Below are 17,236 nucleotides of genomic sequence, written 5' to 3' on the forward strand. Positions count from 1 at the left end.
AGAAGATAGGTGGGGGATAAAGAAAACCCCCACTGATTATCAAGTAATCTTTTTATAAATGTTTATATGCAAAATAAAGAGGAAGCCTTAAAAGGTTTCCTCTTTATTTTGTAGCATGTTATTCTGCCCTATTATTGTGTCCGTTTATTAATAATGTTTCCATCTTTATCGATTTGTACATTATTAGAAATAGACTGTAAATATTGCAGCATGTTTTGTTTTTCGGTATCTTGAAGCGGTGTAATTTGGTTATTACGAATCATATAAGGATTAAATGACATTTGTACGTTTTTTCCTTTAAACTTAATTGTTAGTACACCAGTTTCTGCACTATGTCCTGTTACATAATCAGGGAAGAGGAAGTTTCCAAGTGAGTATGCAACAGGAACTTTGTTGTAATATTCAAAGCCTTGTAACCAGTGCGGATGGCTTCCGACAATTGCATTTGCACCTGCTTCTACCATTTTTTGTACATATTCTTTTTGATAGTCAGCTGGACGATTTGTTTTTTCGACACCCCAATGCATATACACAATCATATAATCGGCATCTTTCTTTTGTTCTTTAATTGTTTTTGTGACTAGGTTTAAATCGTAACCATTTGCAATACCAGGTTTATCATTTGTAGCTACCCATGCAGAATCAGGCATAAAACGAACAAATGAGATAAACTTGAATTTTTTACCTTTAATTGTAACTTCCCTTGCTGTATACGCATCTGATGCATTTTTGCCTGCACCGATATAGGGAAGGCCTATTTTTTCTACATGGGAAATTGTATCCAATAAGCCGTCTTGGTAATAATCGAGTGTATGGTTATTTCCGATATTAACAATATCATACCCTGTATTTTTAATAGCTTGTAATGTGGAGGGATCACTTTTAATCCAAAATAGTTGGCCAGGATATTTTTTCTCGCGAGTTGTAAACGCAGATTCTAGATTTACAAATGAGTAGTCCGCTTTTTCTATTTCCGGTTTTACATGCTGAAATGGATAATCAGCACCTTTACTTTGAATAACAGGGCGTAGTTGCCAATCAAACATTGTATCACCCGAGAATGTAAGGGTAATTTCAGGATCTTCTTTCAGTTTTTTTGTTGGTTCTTTTCCTTTTGCCTTTTCTGTTTGCTTATTTTTTACTTTTGTGTTTTGTTCATTTTTCGTTTCTGAATTTAGCGCATAGTTGATCAATAAGATTATAGGGGTAAAAAGTATGGCTAACAGTACGGTACGTTTTAGTAATGTTCCTTTTTGAATTTTCATAAAAACCCTTCCTTACGAGTTAATAAAATAAATATCTTAAATGTTAATTTGGAATTATATTCTGATATATACTTATAATGATTTTAAATAACAAGGTAACATGAGTAGCTTCATTAGAACAACATGTGAAATGAAAATATTAAATTTTAAAAAAATAGTCTATAATTTTACTTATAATTTTATATATAGAAAGAATAGGTGGGAGAGAATGGTTTTACTTGGGGCTTTAGTAAATGGACTATGTATTATTGCAGGGACATTATTAGGCAGAATTTTTAGTGGCATTTCGGAAAATGTAAAATCGACTGTTATGCATGCAATTGGTTTAGCAGTAACTGTGCTTGGTTTGCAAATGGGGTTAAAAAGTGAAAACTTTTTAATTGTCATTTTAAGTCTTGTCGTTGGAGCGGTAATCGGAGAATTGCTTATGTTAGAAGAGAAATTAAAAAATTTAGGAGATTGGCTAGAGAAAAAGATAGGATCAGGTGGAAAAGGGAGTATATCGCTAGGGTTTGTAACTGCAACATTAATATTTGTAATGGGAGCAATGGGGATTATTGGTGCTTTAGATAGTGGCATTCGTGGAAATCATGATGTTTTATATACGAAAGCGATTATAGACGGTTTTATTTCACTTATTTTAACGACTACGCTAGGAATGGGTGTATTATTTTCAGCTGTTCCCGTTATTTTATATGAAGGATTGATTGCTATTTTTGCTACGCAAATTGATCGTTTTGTACCAGAAACTTTAATGAATAATTTTATTGTAGAAATGACGGCAACAGGCGGAATCATGATTTTTGCTATTGGATTAAACTTACTTGAGATTATTAAAATTAAGGTAGCAAATTTATTGCCGGGTATACTTGTAACGGCTGTTCTTGTTTCTATCATGTATGGGTATACACATTATTTTTAATAAAAAGCAGGAAGATGCTTTGGTGTGGTAATAGTTATTTAGGGAAGGGAGTTGGGATGAGATGTATGAAATAAAATCGTTAGGGGCATTATCATTCGAAGAGGCTACAGATTTGTGGAACGCTGGATTCGAAGGATATTTCATAGAAATTAAAATGACAATGGATGCTTTTTTAGCAAGAATGACACTGGAGGAATTGTCCCCATCTTTTTCGCTTGTAGCATTTCATAACGGTAAGCCGGTTGGCATTATTTTAAATGGAATTAGAATGATGCATGGTAAAAAAATTGCGTGGAATGGCGGAACAGGCGTTGTTTCTCAATTTCGTAATCGAGGGGTAGGGAGAGAGTTAGTAAGAGCTTCTTTAGAGCTGTATAAAAAAGAAGGAGTAGATATCGCGACACTTGAGGCAATTAGTAAAAATGATGCAGCTATTCATCTTTATAAAAAGATGGGGTATGAAGTAGTTGATCAACTTTTGATGTTACAGCATACAGAAAAACTAGAAGATAATGCTTTTCAGTTGCAAAAGAGTAATACATATCATGTAAAAAGAGGTACAGCACAGGATATACATACTATTCAAATATCAAATGAAGAGATAAAACCTTGGCAGACGGAATGGATGAGTGTAAGAAAAGATGGGGAATTATTAACTGTGTATGATAATACAAATGAGGAATTAGCGTATTTTCTCTATAAAAAAGTACTTGATGAGACAGGAAAACAACAGGCGACTGTATTGTATCAAAGTTATGTAGATACAAAGCGTCTAGATCAAGAGGATATTGTTCGATTCGGATTAAGTGAAATATTTTCCCCTTTACAAGATCAAATAAAAAGAATGACAATGAATTTACCTGCTTCCAATGAGATGGTTGTTCGTATTTTAAAAGAAGCGGGATTCACAGTTGCAAATGAGCAAGTGTTTATGGTTCAATATTTATCCCGCATTAACGAGTGATAAATAGATGTGAAAATAGCTTCAATGAAAGTATAGAGTAAGTTTGTTTTGATAAAGGGGAACAAAGAAAAGTCCAGCGTTGAATTACTGGACTTTTTCCCCATTAATATCTCTATAATGTTAAGAATTAAAATTGTAAACAAAGATAGCTTAAAGTTCCATATTCATAGCTACGATGAACTACTTTTGGTTCTGCAGTGCCGCTTCCCATTGCAATGAAAAGAGAAACAAAGTGTTCTGCTCTCGGAACAGCTAAACGTGCATGAGGAGCTTCAGTTTCCCAGTTGAATAGGGCGTCGATATTGTTATTCTGAATTTGATCAATGAGCCATTCGTCAAATTCAACAGCCCATGGTTCAGGCGTAGTTTGTTCCCATTTCAACATTCGTAAATTGTGCACTGTAACACCACTGCCAATGACTAAAATATCTTCTTTTCCAAGTTCCTGAATGGCTTTTCCGATTTCATATTGCTCTTTTGCAGGAAGGAAAGGATTTACTGAAATTTGAACGACAGGTACATCAGCTTGCGGATACATACGGTGTAGAAGTGTCCAAGAGCCATGATCTAATCCGCGCGTTGTATCTTTTTGAACGGCAATACCTCGGTTTTTAAATTTCTCTTCTAGCATTGTTGCAAGGACGGATGACCCTTTTGCAGTATATTTTATTTCGTATAATTCAGGAGGAAAGCCACCAAAATCATAAATCGTTTCATATGCATTGTCTGAAGAAGAAATAGTTAAAATTTCACTTTCCCAATGAGCTGTAAAAATGACAATTGCTTTTGGTTTATATGTGTTACCAAGTGTTTTTAAAAATTTTGTATAGTCGGTATCTTCAATGGCTAACATAGGAGAACCATGTGCTAAAAATAATGATGGCATCATAATTATTTTACCTCCAATAATTAAATTACTTTATGTAAGTAACTATACAACTTTAAATTAATTTCGTCAAGAATGAAGTGGCAGGAATTAAAATATCATAATTTGTAAAAAGGAAAGCTTTTACATATAATTTATAGTAAGAAAAATGAATAGTGGTTCATTTTATAGGGGTATAGATTCATATTGCTGTGAAATAGATTATAGGGTTGGGGGAGTCAAATATGAATAGACAAGAAGGCTTCGTTATGACGTCGGATGGGTCGGAAATTTATTTACGTCAATGGTTACCAGAAAGTGAGCCTCGTGGGATTGTTCAAATTGCGCATGGTATGGCGGAACATGTTGGTGCATACACAGAATGTATTGAAGCGTTATTGGAAGCTGGATACGGGGTATATGCTCATGATCATCGCGGGCATGGAAAAACAGTAAAGCAGGAAGAAGATTATGGTCATTTTGAGCCGAATATAGGCTGGAATCAAGCTATCTCTGACGTAATCTTCGTTTCAGAGCTTATTCGTAAGGAACACATCTGTCCACTTTTCTTATTAGGGCATAGTATGGGATCTTTCATATCAAGACGTGCTGTGCAGCTCCGCGGTGAGTTATATAATGGATTTCTTATTTCAGGAACAGGTGGGAATCCAGGATTATTAGGAGTGGTTGGTCATAAAGTCGCAACAATTGAAATGAAACTTCGCGGTGCAAAAAAGAAAAGTCCAATGCTGAACTTCTTGTCATTTGGTAATTTTAACTCACACTTTAAGCCAAACCGTACGAAGTTTGATTGGCTGTCTTCGGATACGAATCAAGTTGATAGATACATAGAAGATTCACAATGTGGATTTATTTGTACAACGAGCTTTTATCGTGAATTATTTAACGGTGTACTGTTGGTAAATAAACTTGAAGAATATAAGAAAACACCAAAAGAGCTTCCCATTTATATTTTTTCTGGAGACCGTGACCCGGTTGGAAACATGGGAAAGGGTGTACAAGAAGTATATGATATGTATAAAAAATGCGGTGTTAAAGATGTAACAATTCGTTTATATGAGAATGGAAGGCATGAAATGTTCCACGAAGTGAACAGACAGGAAGTATTTCAAGATGTGATTTCATGGTTAAACGAGTATATTGTGTAAGGTGAAAGCCTCTCTTTTTATATAGACGTATCTTTAAAATAAAGTTTAACCGGTTTGAATTTATCAATAGCAACTAAATTTAACATTTTAAAGTAAGAGCATTTCTTTGTAATGAGAAATGCTTTTTATTTTTGTCAAAATTAAAAGGATATTTCAATAACAATAATAACATAATGAAAAACAATACGAATTTATTGTAAAACGATAAATAGTATGCTAAAATCATGTTGTTATTAAATAAGTGAGGTGTTTATTTTGAGAGAAGTCACAACATTGTTTTTAAAAATAGCTGTTTTTATTATAGGACTACCGGTTCTTGCTTTATGTATATTTTTAGTGCCCCATATGGCGAATTTCGCAGCAAAATTGTATCCAAATATTGCCCCAATGAAATATCTCGTTTTCATCGTGATGTATGGAGCGGCTGTGCCTTTTTACTTTGCTCTCTATCAGGCTTTCAATCTTTTACGGTACATTGACGAGAACACAGCGTTCTCGGAATTATCTGTAAAGGCGTTAAAGAACATAAAGTGCTGTGCGATTACAATCAGTGGTTTGTATGTATTAGGTTTGCCACTCTTTCATTTTATAGCGAAGAAAGTTGACCCTCCTATTGCATTAATGGGACTCATCATCATTTTTGCTTCGTTGGTTATCGCCGTTTTTGCTGCTATCCTCCAACGGCTTCTACAAGAAGCGATTAACATAAAATCAGAAAATGATTTGACAGTCTGAGGTGGAGGATATGACAATTATTATTAATATTGATGTGATGTTAGCAAAACGAAAAATGAGCGTAACGGAGCTTTCGGAGAGGGTTGGAATTACTATGGCGAATCTTTCCATTCTGAAAAATGGGAAAGCAAAAGCGGTTCGTTTTTCAACATTAGAAGCGATATGTAAGACTTTGAATTGTCAGCCGGGTGATATTTTGGAGTACAAAAGCGACGAAGATACTCTATAAAAACAGACAACAAAACTACCGGAAGTCGACAGAGAAATTAAGGGATAGCTTAATGGCTATCCCTTCTTTGCGTTTATTGATGTTATTTACTCAGAGAATTCCATTGAGAATTGCATTGATATTAGTGACAAAAAATGTGCTGTGATTTGCAATGCTTGCACCTCAAAAGGGAACCCGTTAGCTTCATTTGCAGTATCTCCTTTTAAATATCCGCCATTTCATAATAAGATGAGGTTTCTTTTTTCAGGATAAAAAACAATTGTTATAATAAATATTCAGAAATAAAAGAATTTTATATTCTGTGTGCATAAAAGAGAAAAGGGAGAAAAATTAATGATTGTTAGAGAAGCGTTATTAAAAGAAGCAAACGAGCTAAGTAACCTCGCATTATCCTCAAAAGCAACTTGGAATTATAGCGAAGAATTTGTATTAGCGTGTAAGGAAGACTTAACAATTACGGAACAATATATTAAGAATAATTATGTGTATATTTTAGAAGAAAACCATGAAATAATCGGATTTTTTTCATTCCAAAGAAAAGAAGCAGACAGTCTTGATTTTCTATATTTAGATCCTAAGTATAAAGGGAAAGGCTATGGAAGAATTCTTTGGGAAAGTGTTGTTCAAAAAGCAGTGGAATTAAACATTAAGAGTTTTACGATTGATAGTGATCCGAATGCAAAAGGGTATTACGTAAAAATGGGAGCGAAACAAATAGGAGAAATACCTTCTACTGTTTTTAAAAATCGCATGCTGCCGCTTTTACGGTATGATTTGTAAATTAATTCTCATTGGATATTTTGAATTTAGTTAGGAGATGCTAAGTGCGGTGTATACGAAAATAGAAAAAATGAGAGATATTTTATTTCAATCTTGGTCAATAGAGACGAGTTCAAAATGGACCACGGATAATCCAGCGAAAGGGCAATGCGGTGTAACAGCATTAGTAATCCATGATTTGTTTGAAGGGGAAATCATGAAGACAAAAGTTTCGGAAGGCTGGCACTTTTATAACATTATTAAGGGGAAAAGATATGATTTCACAGCAGCGCAATTTTTAGAAGAGATAATATATATGGACGTTCCTTCTAATAGAGAGGAAGCATTTGCAGATACAAATAAGACACAATATAATACTTTAAAACAAAATGTTTATATCCATATAAAGGAAGTTATTTCGTAATAATTATCTTTTGACTCTTGTTGATCAATAAGTTACTATAGTCGTAGTAACTTATTGAGAAGGAATGTTAATATCAAAAAGAGTCGAGAGGGGAAATATTTTTGAAAACAGCTTATGTAAGCGCCACAATCGTGACTTTAAATGAAAAGAATGAAGTATTGAAAAACGGATATATCATTGTAGAAGATGGTCAAATTATAGAAGTGCAATCAGGAGAATTACCTAGTGAGAAACAAGTGGATGAAGTTATTGATCTTCATGGAAAGTGGATCTTACCTGGTTTGGTGAATACGCATACGCATGTCTTAATGAGTATTTTACGTGGAATTGGTGACGATATGCTCCTAAAACCATGGCTTGAAACGAGAATTTGGCCACTTGAAAGCCAATTTACGCCAGAGCTTGCTGTTGCTAGTACAGAGCTTGGTTTGTTAGAAATGGTAAAAAGTGGAACAACGTCATTTTCTGATATGTTTAATCCAATCGGAGTAGATCAGTACTCTATTATGGAAGCTGTTCGTAAAAGCGGAATGCGTGCTGCTGTTTCGCGAACATTATTTAGCTTCGGAACGAAAGAAGATGAAAAGAAAGCAATTCATGAAGCGGAGAAGTATGTGAAACGTTATTACAATGAAGATGGTATGTTAACGACGATGGTCGCTCCACATAGTCCATATGCATGTTCTACGGAAATGTTAGAAGAGTGCGCACGAATTGCAGTGGAAAATAAGACGATGGTTCATATTCATCTTTCCGAAACAGATCGTGAAGTTCAGGATATTGAAGCGCAATATGGAAAACGTCCGGTAGAGTATGTAGCAGATTGTGGGTTGTTCAAGAGACCGACTGTAATTGCTCACGGTGTTGTGCTGAATGATAATGAGCGCGCTTTTTTAGCGGAAAACGATGTTCGCGTTGCTCATAATCCGATTAGTAATTTAAAATTAGGATCGGGTATAGCAGATATTCGAGCAATGTTAGAGAGCGGCATAAAAGTTGGAATTGCAACAGATAGCGTTGCTTCTAATAACAATTTAGATATGTTTGAAGAAATGCGCATTGCGACTTTATTACAAAAAGGTGTTCATAAAGACGCGACAACATTACCAGTGGAAACACTTCTTACATTAGCAACAAAAGTAGGGGCAGAGGTAATCGGGATGAACCAAACAGGTTCACTAGAAGTAGGTAAGTGTGCTGACTTTATTACAATTGATCCATCTAATAAGCCGCATTTACAACCTGCAGAAGAAGTATTGTCACATCTTGTATACGCAGCGAGCGGAAAAGACGTTTCAGATGTTGTTATTAATGGAAAACAAATTGTTTGGAACGGTGAGTGTAAAACGTTAGATGAAGAACGTATTATTTTTGAAGCAAGCCGTTATAAACAAGGATTGAATATGTAAGTAATAAGAGAACGCTATCCTTTCATCAAATGAAAGGATAGCGTTTTTGTTTATATTTGAAAGAATAAAAATTCAGTGAAATGTAACACTTTTGAGATAATTATTCTGTTATAATATATAACGTTTTGTAATTTAATTAAAGGAGCCGATTTATGAAAGAAAAACTAATGATGGGAGTTATACTTGCCACCTCTTTATTGATTTCAGCTTGTAGTAATAACTCGAGTAAACCGAAGGAAGTAAGTGAAAAACAAGTATTAAATGTAACGATATCAGAAGAAATTCCGTCCTTAGATACTGCAAAATCCATGAACGGTACATCATCGCATGTAATGCAAAATATATTTGAAGGATTATATGTACTTGATGAGAAAGATAATCCAGTGCCTGGTGTTGCAAAATCTTTTGAAAAAAGTACAGATGGAAAAACATATATCTTTCATTTACGTAAAGATGCAAAATGGTCGAATGGGGATGCTGTAACAGCAAATGATTTTGTTTATTCATGGCAGCGTACAGTGAACCCGCAAACAGTATCGCAATATGCATACATGTTATTTTATATAAAAAATGCAGAAGCAATAAATAAAGGAGCCTTAGCTGTAGATCAACTAGGTGTAAAAGCCATTGACGATGTTACATTAGAGGTACAGTTAGAGACACCGATTCCTTACTTCCTTAATTTACTGACACTTCCTATTTATTTACCACAGCACAAATCGTTTGTTGAGGAAAAAGGAAGTAAGTATGGATTAGAACCAGAAGACATGATTTATAATGGTCCATTTGTATTATCGGAGTGGAAACATGAACAAGAATTTAAGTTGAAGAGAAATGATACATATTGGGATAAAAATAACGTGAAGTTAGAAGAAATTAATTTTCATATTGTAAAAGATACAGCAACAGCTGTTAATTTGTATGAAACTGGTAGTATCGATCGTACTCCAATTAATTCTTCGTTTGTTGATAAATATAAAGGGAAAAGTGATTTTCATACAACGGAAGATCCTGCTATAGCTATGTTACGTTTTAATCAAAAGAATTTTGCACTAGCAAATACACAATTACGACAATCAATTTCTATGACTTTAAATAAAGAAGCAGTAGTAAATCATTTTCTAAACAACGGTGCAACAGCAGCTCAAGGATTAATACCAGAAGGATACAAAAATGAAAAAGATGGAAAAGATTTCAGAAAAGAGAACGGTGACCTTGCCGTATATAATGTTGAAAAGGCAAAGAATCTTTGGGAAGATGCGAAGATAGAGCTTGGTGTAGAACGGATAACACTTGAATTTTTAACGTACGAACAGGATCAAGCGAAGCAGACAGCGGAATATATAAAAGGAGAACTTGAAAAGAATTTACAAGGATTAACAATAAAAATAAAACCACAACCATTTAAACAAAAATTACAACTTGAACAAACAGGACAGTATGATATATCGATGGTTGTATGGGGACCGGATTACAAAGATCCGATTAGTTATTTAGAATTATTTACGACAGATAATCCAAATAATAAAATGAACTATTCTAATCAGCATTATGATGAACTTATAAATAGTGCGAAAAATGATTTTGTATTGGAAGAGCAAAAACGCTGGAAAGCTATGCAAGAAGCAGAGAGAATATTATTAGAAGACGCTGCTGTTGCACCGCTTTATCATACTGGTTCAGCATACCTTCAAAAGGAATATGTAAAAGGAATTGAAATGCATCAATTTGGTGGTGTTTATACGTATAAACATGCTTATATAAGTCGAAAAGAGAAATAGGTAGGATATAAAAGGGCTAAGAGCTTTTGGGAAGTCTTAGCGCTTTTTTGTTATATTTCACAAATAGCAAAATAAAAAGAGAATGTCTTACAAATCTAATGCATTCAGATTTGTAGAAGACATTCTCTTTCTTATTAGCCAACAAATGTTTGATACAACAAAAATATATTTAAAGCGATAATTAATACGGCAATCAACCATGCAAGTGTTGTTGTAACACGATGATTGACAAGACCACCCATAATGCTCTTTTTACTTGTGAAAACAATGAGCGGAACTAATGCAAATGCGATCCCAAATGATAAAATGACTTGACTCATTACGAGGGCGTGAGTTGGATTCACACCTAATGCAATAATAACAAGCGGCGGAACCATTGTAATAAATCGTCGCAAATATAAAGGGATATGCATACGGACGAATCCTTGCATAATAATATCACCGGACAGCGTACCTACGGAAGAACTAGATAAGCCGGCAGCTAATAAACCAATCCCGAAAAGAGTTGCTGATGCTGGTCCGACTAAGTGTTCAAATCCGTGAAAGGCAACATCTAAGTCTTCAATATGCAAGCCATGTTTGAAGAACAGAGCAGCTGCTACAATTAACATGCTTGCATTAATTACTCCGGCAATAACCATCGCAATTACAATATCAATAAATTCAAAGCGGAAAATCTTTTTTCGTTGTTCATCTGTCGTTCCTACAACGCGGCGCTGTGTTAAAGCAGAATGTAAATAAATTGCGTGTGGCATAACCGTTGCCCCTAAAATTCCTGCGGCAAGTAAAATACTATCTACACCTTGAAATTTAGGAACGAAAAGTCCCGATAGAAGAGGACTTAATTCTGGCTTTGCATAAAATACTTGTACGCCAAAAGCAATAACGACAATAAAGACCATACCAGTAATGACTGCTTCTAACGGACGAACCCCTCTGCGTTGAAACTCTAGAATAATGAATGAGCCTACTGCCGTAATTAATGCTGAGGGCAATAGTGGAATGCCAAATAGTAAATTTAATCCTAAGGCAGCACCGATAAATTCAGCGAGATCAGTCGCCATAATTACTAATTCACCTTGTATCCATAAACCAATAGAAACAGGCTTTGGAAAATGCTCCCGAGCAACTTCCGGAAGGTTTTTTCCAGTTGCAATTCCTAATTTAGCTGACAAGGATTGGATTAATACAGCCATTAAATTTGAAACAAGGATGACCCAAAGTAGTAAATAACCGTACTGAGATCCAGCTGCAACATTCGTAGCGAAGTTACCTGGATCAATATAAGCTACAGATGCAATAAAAGCGGGTCCCAAAAATGGTAATAATCGTTTCAGTCCTTTTGTTTCACCACTTAAAGCTAATTGTGCTGATTGCATCGTCTTACTTTCTGGAGGAAGGTGTTCTCGTTCTTTTATGCTTTCTGTCATATTTTGTTTCCCCTTTTGTTATCTTGGCGCAATTTATTTTATTAAATTAAAATACATAAATTATATTTCTTTTATTTGAACATAAATTTTTCCTTTGTGCAAATTATATTACATTAGGAAACAATTGTGCTAGTTTATTTATACATACAGTGGATTTGTAAGTTAAGTATTTATCCAACTATTCGCGGTCAGTAAGCCTCCATTGATGGGGATTTCACTTTATGAAACATTAAATAAATAGGGTGTTTTGAAATGAGTATTTGTGTATAGTAAAAATGATAACTTTGACAAGAAGAGTTAGATAGAAAAGTGTATATTTTGAAAATGTAAATTACTTTACATTTCTAATGTGATTTTAATCTTGTTTTCATCTATTATTTAGTTTTCATTGTTAGAATGTCCAAAGGCAGTAATTTTTTGGAGGTTTTGATAATGCACGCAGCAATTCATGCAATTTCTTTGTTTTTGGCTAAGCTTGGTTATGGTGGTGTCATGCTAGGACTTATGATTGAGGTGATTCCGAGTGAAGTTGTTCTATCTTACGCAGGATTTCTTGTATCACAAGGACAGATGACATTTTGGGGGGCTGTTCTTGCAGGAACGATTGGAGGCACAATTGCTCAATTATTCCTATACTGGTTAGGATATTATGCTGGCCGGCCTTTTTTATTAAAATATGGAAAATATTTGTTAATTCGTCCTAAGCATTTAGAAGTGGCTGAAAGATGGTTCCAACAATATGGATCAGGTGTGATTTTTTCTGCAAGATTTGTTCCAGTAGTAAGACATGCTATTTCTATTCCAGCAGGAATCGCAAAAATGTCTGCAACAAAGTTCACGCTTTACACAGTGGTTGCAATTGTTCCATGGAGTATGCTTTTTATTTACTTAGGTAATGTATTAGGAAGCAGATGGGAACAAGCTAATCAAGTGTCTGGTCCGTATGTGAAGTATATTATGATCGGCGCGCTTGTCATACTAGCCGTCTATATAATTAGAAAGGTTATGAAGAAGAACGTGTCAAAAGCATAATCGTACTTTTATGATATAAAAGGGCTGTCCCGTAAGTTAGTTACACTGACTTATGGGACAGCCCTTTTTAATAGGTACACAAAAAATCGACCCTCACTATAGTTGTAAGTAACCACACAAACTATTGATTTAAAACAGAGATGAACTATTTATAAAAAAGATAAACCGGAATTATCTAAAATTCAGTTCTCTTATTGAACTATCGCAGCAGGTTAGTTGTAGAAAAAGTAGAATATATTAAAGGGAAAATAGGGGAGTGAATAATATGGAGATTACATTGAGTAATGGAGAGACACTTTTTTATAGAAAAAGGGATGGCGGAGAAAATACTCTTCTTTTACTTCATGGAAATTTAGCATCTTCAGATCAGTGGGATTTACTAATGGAGCACTTACCTCTTAATTATACAATATATGCACCTGATTTACGTGGTTACGGAAAATCTACTTATAATAAATCTATAAAAACTTTTAATGATTTTGCCATGGATATAAAGTTGTTCTGTGACAAATTAAATTTAAAAACGTTTCATTTAATAGGTTGGTCAAATGGCGGTGGAGTGGCAATGCAATTTGCAGCTAGTTTCCCTTCCAAAGTAAAAAAACTAATTTTACTGGCTTCTATGTCAACACGCGGGTATCCGGCTTATAATTCTAATGGTGAAAGACTTCATTCTAGAGCAGAAATTGCTTCCGATCCTATTATTAATAGCATGTTAAATGCACAAATTAATGGGGAAAAAATATTCTTTAAAGAAGCTATGAATCAACTAGTATATTCTGTTAATAAACCAGAAAAAGCAAGATTTGAGAAATATTTAGAGGGGGCACTACGTCAACAAAATATAATTGATGTAGCTGATGCAGCCAATAGATTTAATATTAGTTCGGTTTCAAATGGGATTATTGAAGGTACAGGAGAAGTAAATCATATTATTGCCCCAGTACTTGTATTATGGGGAAAAAGTGATCTTATGACATCAGAATCGATGACATTAGAAATTATTAATGACATGAAGGAACATGACATTGATTTGACTTATAAAGTCCTAAATACGGGCCATTCTCCTTTAGTAGATGACATACAGAGGGTAGTGTTAGATATAGATGACTTTTTACTAAATTAATACACTTTTTATCATATCTGGCGATTTATCCCCACGTCAAGTGTGAAGCGATAGTTGGGGGATAACTGCCCGTAAAAGCCCGATTGGTTCAACTGTATTTCAATGCTACACAAACAAAAAATAGGAGACGTTTTTTTATGAGTAACAATTCAGCTACTTTCATTTGTTTATGAGAAATTTTACATATAAAAAAGCCCATTTCATAAGGGCTTTTTTATATTACATAATAGTTAATTGAAAAAGAAACTATTTATTTTCTTTTAATTTTGCTAATGCTTGTTGTACTTCTTCTTGTAGATTTTGGTCTAAAATTTGTGCTTGATTAGGAGCGTTTAGCTGATAAAAATAGTTACTTGCAGCTGCTTCTGCTTCTAGTTTCTGCACGTAAGTTTCGACACGTGCAAAGCCTTTCACTGCATTTTCTGTATGGAAAGAAGCAAGTGCAGTGTTACTATTTTTTATGGCTTGCGCCGCATTTAATCGGGAAACAAGTACAAGTTCTTTATATTGTAATTCTTGATATTTCTCTTGCAGTTTGTCAATTTGTTCATATAATGCAGCTGTTTGTTGCTTTGTTATTTCGTACTGTTCACGATATAATGCAGCTTTCTTTTCATTTGTGATTTTATCTTGTAAAGCTAGCTGTGCCATGTTATCTTCCTCGCGAGATACCGCAAGTTCAGCTTGACGAGTTCTTTTTGCGATAAGAGCATCAGCTTCCAAAATTAATGCTTCATATTTCTTTTCTAAATATAGTTGGTGAGCCAGTGCTTTTTGCGCTTTTGTAATTTGTTCTTCTGTCTCTCTCAAGTATTGCTTCAGCATGCTCATAGGGCTTTCTAGCTTATCCAACGTTTGGTGTACATCTGCTACTACAATATTTTTAATGCGTTTTAGGATACCCATTGTTTAGTTCTCCTCCTTACGAATATTACGTTCCCATTGATCTAAAATGTCTATTTGTTTTTGCATTGTTGAAAAATTATATGTGTGAATATCGATATGCTCATTTGCTATCGTTCTTTTTTGTTTGAATTTTCTATACGCCCAAGTAATAACTGCGGCAAGCGCAAGTATTGGAATGAACGGGAATAAACCGATAACAAGGAGTAGCACTCCTGTCCACTTCTTAGCCATATTTCCTTCAGATTTGCGAAGAATTAACCAACCGAAAAGAACAAAGCCAAGTTCTAATAGGAATGGTGCAAAGAATACATCACCAAACTCTTTTTCATGATGCTTTTCATGATGAATATGTCTTTCAGAGTCAGCAAAGCGCTCTTTCTTCGTAAAGAAAGCTTGTCCCTCTTTATGGGAGGCAACGGCATATTCAGCTTTTCTATGCTTCTCATGATTCCATCTTTCATGCTTCATACTATGTAGTCCGAAGAATAGTAAAGTAAGAACCAGGGGAAGGATTAAAATCCATTTTAGCCAGCGCAGCTTTTTGCATTTGTTCTCTTTCTTTTTCATGTGTTCACCTCCATCTATGATTCATAATGTTTCAAGAAAAAATGAATCTAGAACTACTTTTGATAGAGTCAAAATCTGAATGTTTTTGTTTGAATATATCACCTCGTTATATCTTTAGTGATTCCTAGTGTAAACCCTAGATGTGAGAAGGGAATGAAAGGGGAATGATGAAAATATGAGAAATATATAAGAAAATTCTCATTATAATTAAAAACTCGCCAAATAGTTGACGAGTTAATTTTTAAATAACATATTTCATTTTTTTAGATAGATAGTAAAAATAGTCCCATAACCTAATTTACTCTCTACAGAAATATTACCTCCATGTAATTCAATAATTTCTTTTACAATTGCAAGACCTAAACCGCTTCCGCCTGTTGCGCGAGTTCGGGATTTATCGACTCTATAAAACCGCTCGAAAATATGAGATAAATCTTGTTCAGGGATGCCTTCTCCTTCATCTTTTACTCTAATCTTAACGATTTCCTTGTTATCTGTAACTGTAACAAATACTTTAGAATTTATGTCAGAGTGAGAATATGCATTGTTTAACAGATTGAGAATAACTTGTTCAAAACGCTGTTCGTCGAGTAGAAGAACAACGTCTTCTGGACACGAGGAAATAATACGAATATTTTTATCGGTATAAGCTGGCTGGATTTTTGTTAATATGTTTTTTAATAAATCATATAGATTAGTTTGCTTTGTATGAATAATAAAATTGTGTTTTTCCATTTTAGCTAATTCAAATAAATCTTGAACAAGCCGTGTTACATGATCAGCTTCTTCTTTAATAATAGATAAATAATGATTCTGGTCTTGTGCAGAAATCTGATTTTTAATAAGAATATCAGCGTATCCTCTAACATATGTTAACGGTGTTCGAAGTTCGTGTGCAACGCTAGCTAGAAATTCTCCTCGTTCTTTTTTCAAATAATTTAAATCATCTGCAAGTTTTTGGATAGACTGCGCTAGTTCTCCTACTTCATCATTTCTATTAATATTTAAAGATACGGATAAATCCCCTTTACTCATTTTTTCTGTTGCTTTTTTCATTTTAATTAAAGGATTAGTGAGAAGTTTTGATAATAAGAACATGGTAATAACAGTAAGGATAAAGGTAATGGCACCAATAACTATGAATTGGTATGTTAAACGCTGAATCATTTGTTTAATAGAGTCAGTACCTAGAAACATGTATACATATCCTTTCGTATCACTGCCAACTTGAATGGGACTAATTGTACAAATATAATTAGATGTTTTCCAATGATCTTCCACCACTGTGCCATTTTTATTAACAGGGGGCATTTTTGTATGTAAATGTTTTTCCATAGAATGATCTACATTACTTGATTTTGCAAGAATTTCTCCATTTTTCGAAGTAATGACAACTTTAGTTTCTGCTTCTGATTCCATGAGAGCCACATGAGATATAGTTTGATCATCGAAGTATTTCTCCAGTACATCACGATGATTATTTCCTCTAGTAAGGAGAGATTTTACTTCTTCCTGAACTCTCGTATTGACCAAGCTGTAATACAGTAGAAGAAACAATATACTTTCAATTAGAAAAGTACAAATAAAAAAATAAAATCCAAATTTTACTGAGATACGTTTCATAAACCTTCACGATCCTTGTTGTTTAGTAAT

17 protein-coding genes are annotated in these 17,236 nt (G+C 34.2%); 11 read left to right on the plus strand and 6 right to left on the minus strand.

What is annotated here, in order from left to right:
* Positions 1-131 precede the first annotated feature (131 nt).
* On the minus strand, positions 132-1,265 hold the full coding sequence (locus AB1284_RS07440; RefSeq protein ID WP_429750480.1) for a CapA family protein: 1,134 nt from the start codon (positions 1,263-1,265) through the stop codon (positions 132-134).
* Positions 1,266-1,473: 208 nt separating this feature from the next.
* Here AB1284_RS07440 and AB1284_RS07445 point away from each other — a divergent pair, with 208 nt between their 5' ends.
* Positions 1,474-2,187: a DUF554 domain-containing protein gene (locus AB1284_RS07445; protein ID WP_429750478.1), complete on the plus strand. Its 714-nt coding sequence runs from the start codon at positions 1,474-1,476 to the stop codon at positions 2,185-2,187.
* 61 nt (positions 2,188-2,248) lie between these two features.
* Positions 2,249-3,151 carry a GNAT family N-acetyltransferase gene (locus AB1284_RS07450; protein WP_429750476.1) on the plus strand — a complete coding sequence of 301 codons (903 nt, stop codon included), beginning with the start codon at positions 2,249-2,251 and terminating at the stop codon, positions 3,149-3,151.
* Positions 3,152-3,278: 127 nt separating this feature from the next.
* On the opposite strand, the gene AB1284_RS07455 is transcribed toward AB1284_RS07450, so the two are convergent.
* Positions 3,279-4,040: a DODA-type extradiol aromatic ring-opening family dioxygenase gene (locus AB1284_RS07455; RefSeq protein ID WP_429750474.1), complete on the minus strand. Its 762-nt coding sequence runs from the start codon at positions 4,038-4,040 to the stop codon at positions 3,279-3,281.
* Positions 4,041-4,261: 221 nt separating this feature from the next.
* Here AB1284_RS07455 and AB1284_RS07460 point away from each other — a divergent pair, with 221 nt between their 5' ends.
* The 7 genes from AB1284_RS07460 to AB1284_RS07490 all read left to right on the plus strand — a co-directional run bounded on the left by AB1284_RS07460 (position 4,262) and on the right by AB1284_RS07490 (position 10,522).
* Positions 4,262-5,185, plus strand: coding sequence for an alpha/beta fold hydrolase (locus AB1284_RS07460; RefSeq protein WP_429750472.1), 924 nt, complete (start codon positions 4,262-4,264; stop codon positions 5,183-5,185).
* Between the two features lie 255 nt (positions 5,186-5,440).
* On the plus strand, positions 5,441-5,920 hold the full coding sequence (locus AB1284_RS07465; RefSeq protein WP_028399940.1) for a DUF2975 domain-containing protein: 480 nt from the start codon (positions 5,441-5,443) through the stop codon (positions 5,918-5,920).
* A 10-nt stretch (positions 5,921-5,930) separates the two neighbouring features.
* Positions 5,931-6,149, plus strand: a complete 219-nt coding sequence (locus tag AB1284_RS07470; protein ID WP_176524649.1) for a helix-turn-helix domain-containing protein — start codon at positions 5,931-5,933, stop codon at positions 6,147-6,149.
* Between the two features lie 333 nt (positions 6,150-6,482).
* Complete coding sequence (locus AB1284_RS07475; protein ID WP_429750469.1) at positions 6,483-6,929, plus strand: GNAT family N-acetyltransferase; 447 nt, start codon at positions 6,483-6,485, stop codon at positions 6,927-6,929.
* 70 nt (positions 6,930-6,999) lie between these two features.
* Positions 7,000-7,332, plus strand: coding sequence for a YunG family protein (locus AB1284_RS07480; protein WP_429754329.1), 333 nt, complete (start codon positions 7,000-7,002; stop codon positions 7,330-7,332).
* Between the two features lie 101 nt (positions 7,333-7,433).
* Positions 7,434-8,741: a bifunctional S-methyl-5'-thioadenosine deaminase/S-adenosylhomocysteine deaminase gene (locus AB1284_RS07485; RefSeq protein ID WP_429750467.1), complete on the plus strand. Its 1,308-nt coding sequence runs from the start codon at positions 7,434-7,436 to the stop codon at positions 8,739-8,741.
* Between the two features lie 152 nt (positions 8,742-8,893).
* Complete coding sequence (locus AB1284_RS07490) at positions 8,894-10,522, plus strand: peptide ABC transporter substrate-binding protein (protein WP_429750466.1); 1,629 nt, start codon at positions 8,894-8,896, stop codon at positions 10,520-10,522.
* Between the two features lie 134 nt (positions 10,523-10,656).
* Here AB1284_RS07490 and AB1284_RS07495 read toward each other — a convergent pair whose 3' ends face one another.
* Positions 10,657-11,952, minus strand: a complete 1,296-nt coding sequence (locus AB1284_RS07495; RefSeq protein WP_429750464.1) for an Nramp family divalent metal transporter — start codon at positions 11,950-11,952, stop codon at positions 10,657-10,659.
* Between the two features lie 429 nt (positions 11,953-12,381).
* Here AB1284_RS07495 and AB1284_RS07500 point away from each other — a divergent pair, with 429 nt between their 5' ends.
* Entirely contained in the window at positions 12,382-12,984 is a 603-nt protein-coding gene (locus tag AB1284_RS07500) for a DedA family protein (protein ID WP_429754328.1), read from the plus strand.
* 265 nt (positions 12,985-13,249) lie between these two features.
* Positions 13,250-14,110 (plus strand): intracellular short-chain-length polyhydroxyalkanoate depolymerase, encoded by an 861-nt coding sequence (phaZ, locus tag AB1284_RS07505; RefSeq protein ID WP_429750462.1) that lies wholly within the window; start codon positions 13,250-13,252, stop codon positions 14,108-14,110.
* 246 nt (positions 14,111-14,356) lie between these two features.
* Here phaZ and AB1284_RS07510 read toward each other — a convergent pair whose 3' ends face one another.
* The 3 genes from AB1284_RS07510 to AB1284_RS07520 all read right to left on the minus strand — a co-directional run bounded on the left by AB1284_RS07510 (position 14,357) and on the right by AB1284_RS07520 (position 17,206).
* Positions 14,357-15,016: a PspA/IM30 family protein gene (locus AB1284_RS07510; protein WP_429750460.1), complete on the minus strand. Its 660-nt coding sequence runs from the start codon at positions 15,014-15,016 to the stop codon at positions 14,357-14,359.
* A gap of 3 nt (positions 15,017-15,019) precedes the next feature.
* Entirely contained in the window at positions 15,020-15,583 is a 564-nt protein-coding gene (locus AB1284_RS07515) for a hypothetical protein (RefSeq protein ID WP_429750458.1), read from the minus strand.
* 255 nt (positions 15,584-15,838) lie between these two features.
* Positions 15,839-17,206 (minus strand): HAMP domain-containing sensor histidine kinase, encoded by a 1,368-nt coding sequence (locus AB1284_RS07520; RefSeq protein ID WP_429750457.1) that lies wholly within the window; start codon positions 17,204-17,206, stop codon positions 15,839-15,841.
* Positions 17,207-17,236: the final 30 nt, after the last annotated feature.

It is taken from the genome of Bacillus sp. S2(2024) (genome assembly GCF_050474045.1).
GTDB lineage: Bacteria > Bacillota > Bacilli > Bacillales > Bacillaceae_G > Bacillus_A > Bacillus_A yunxiaonensis.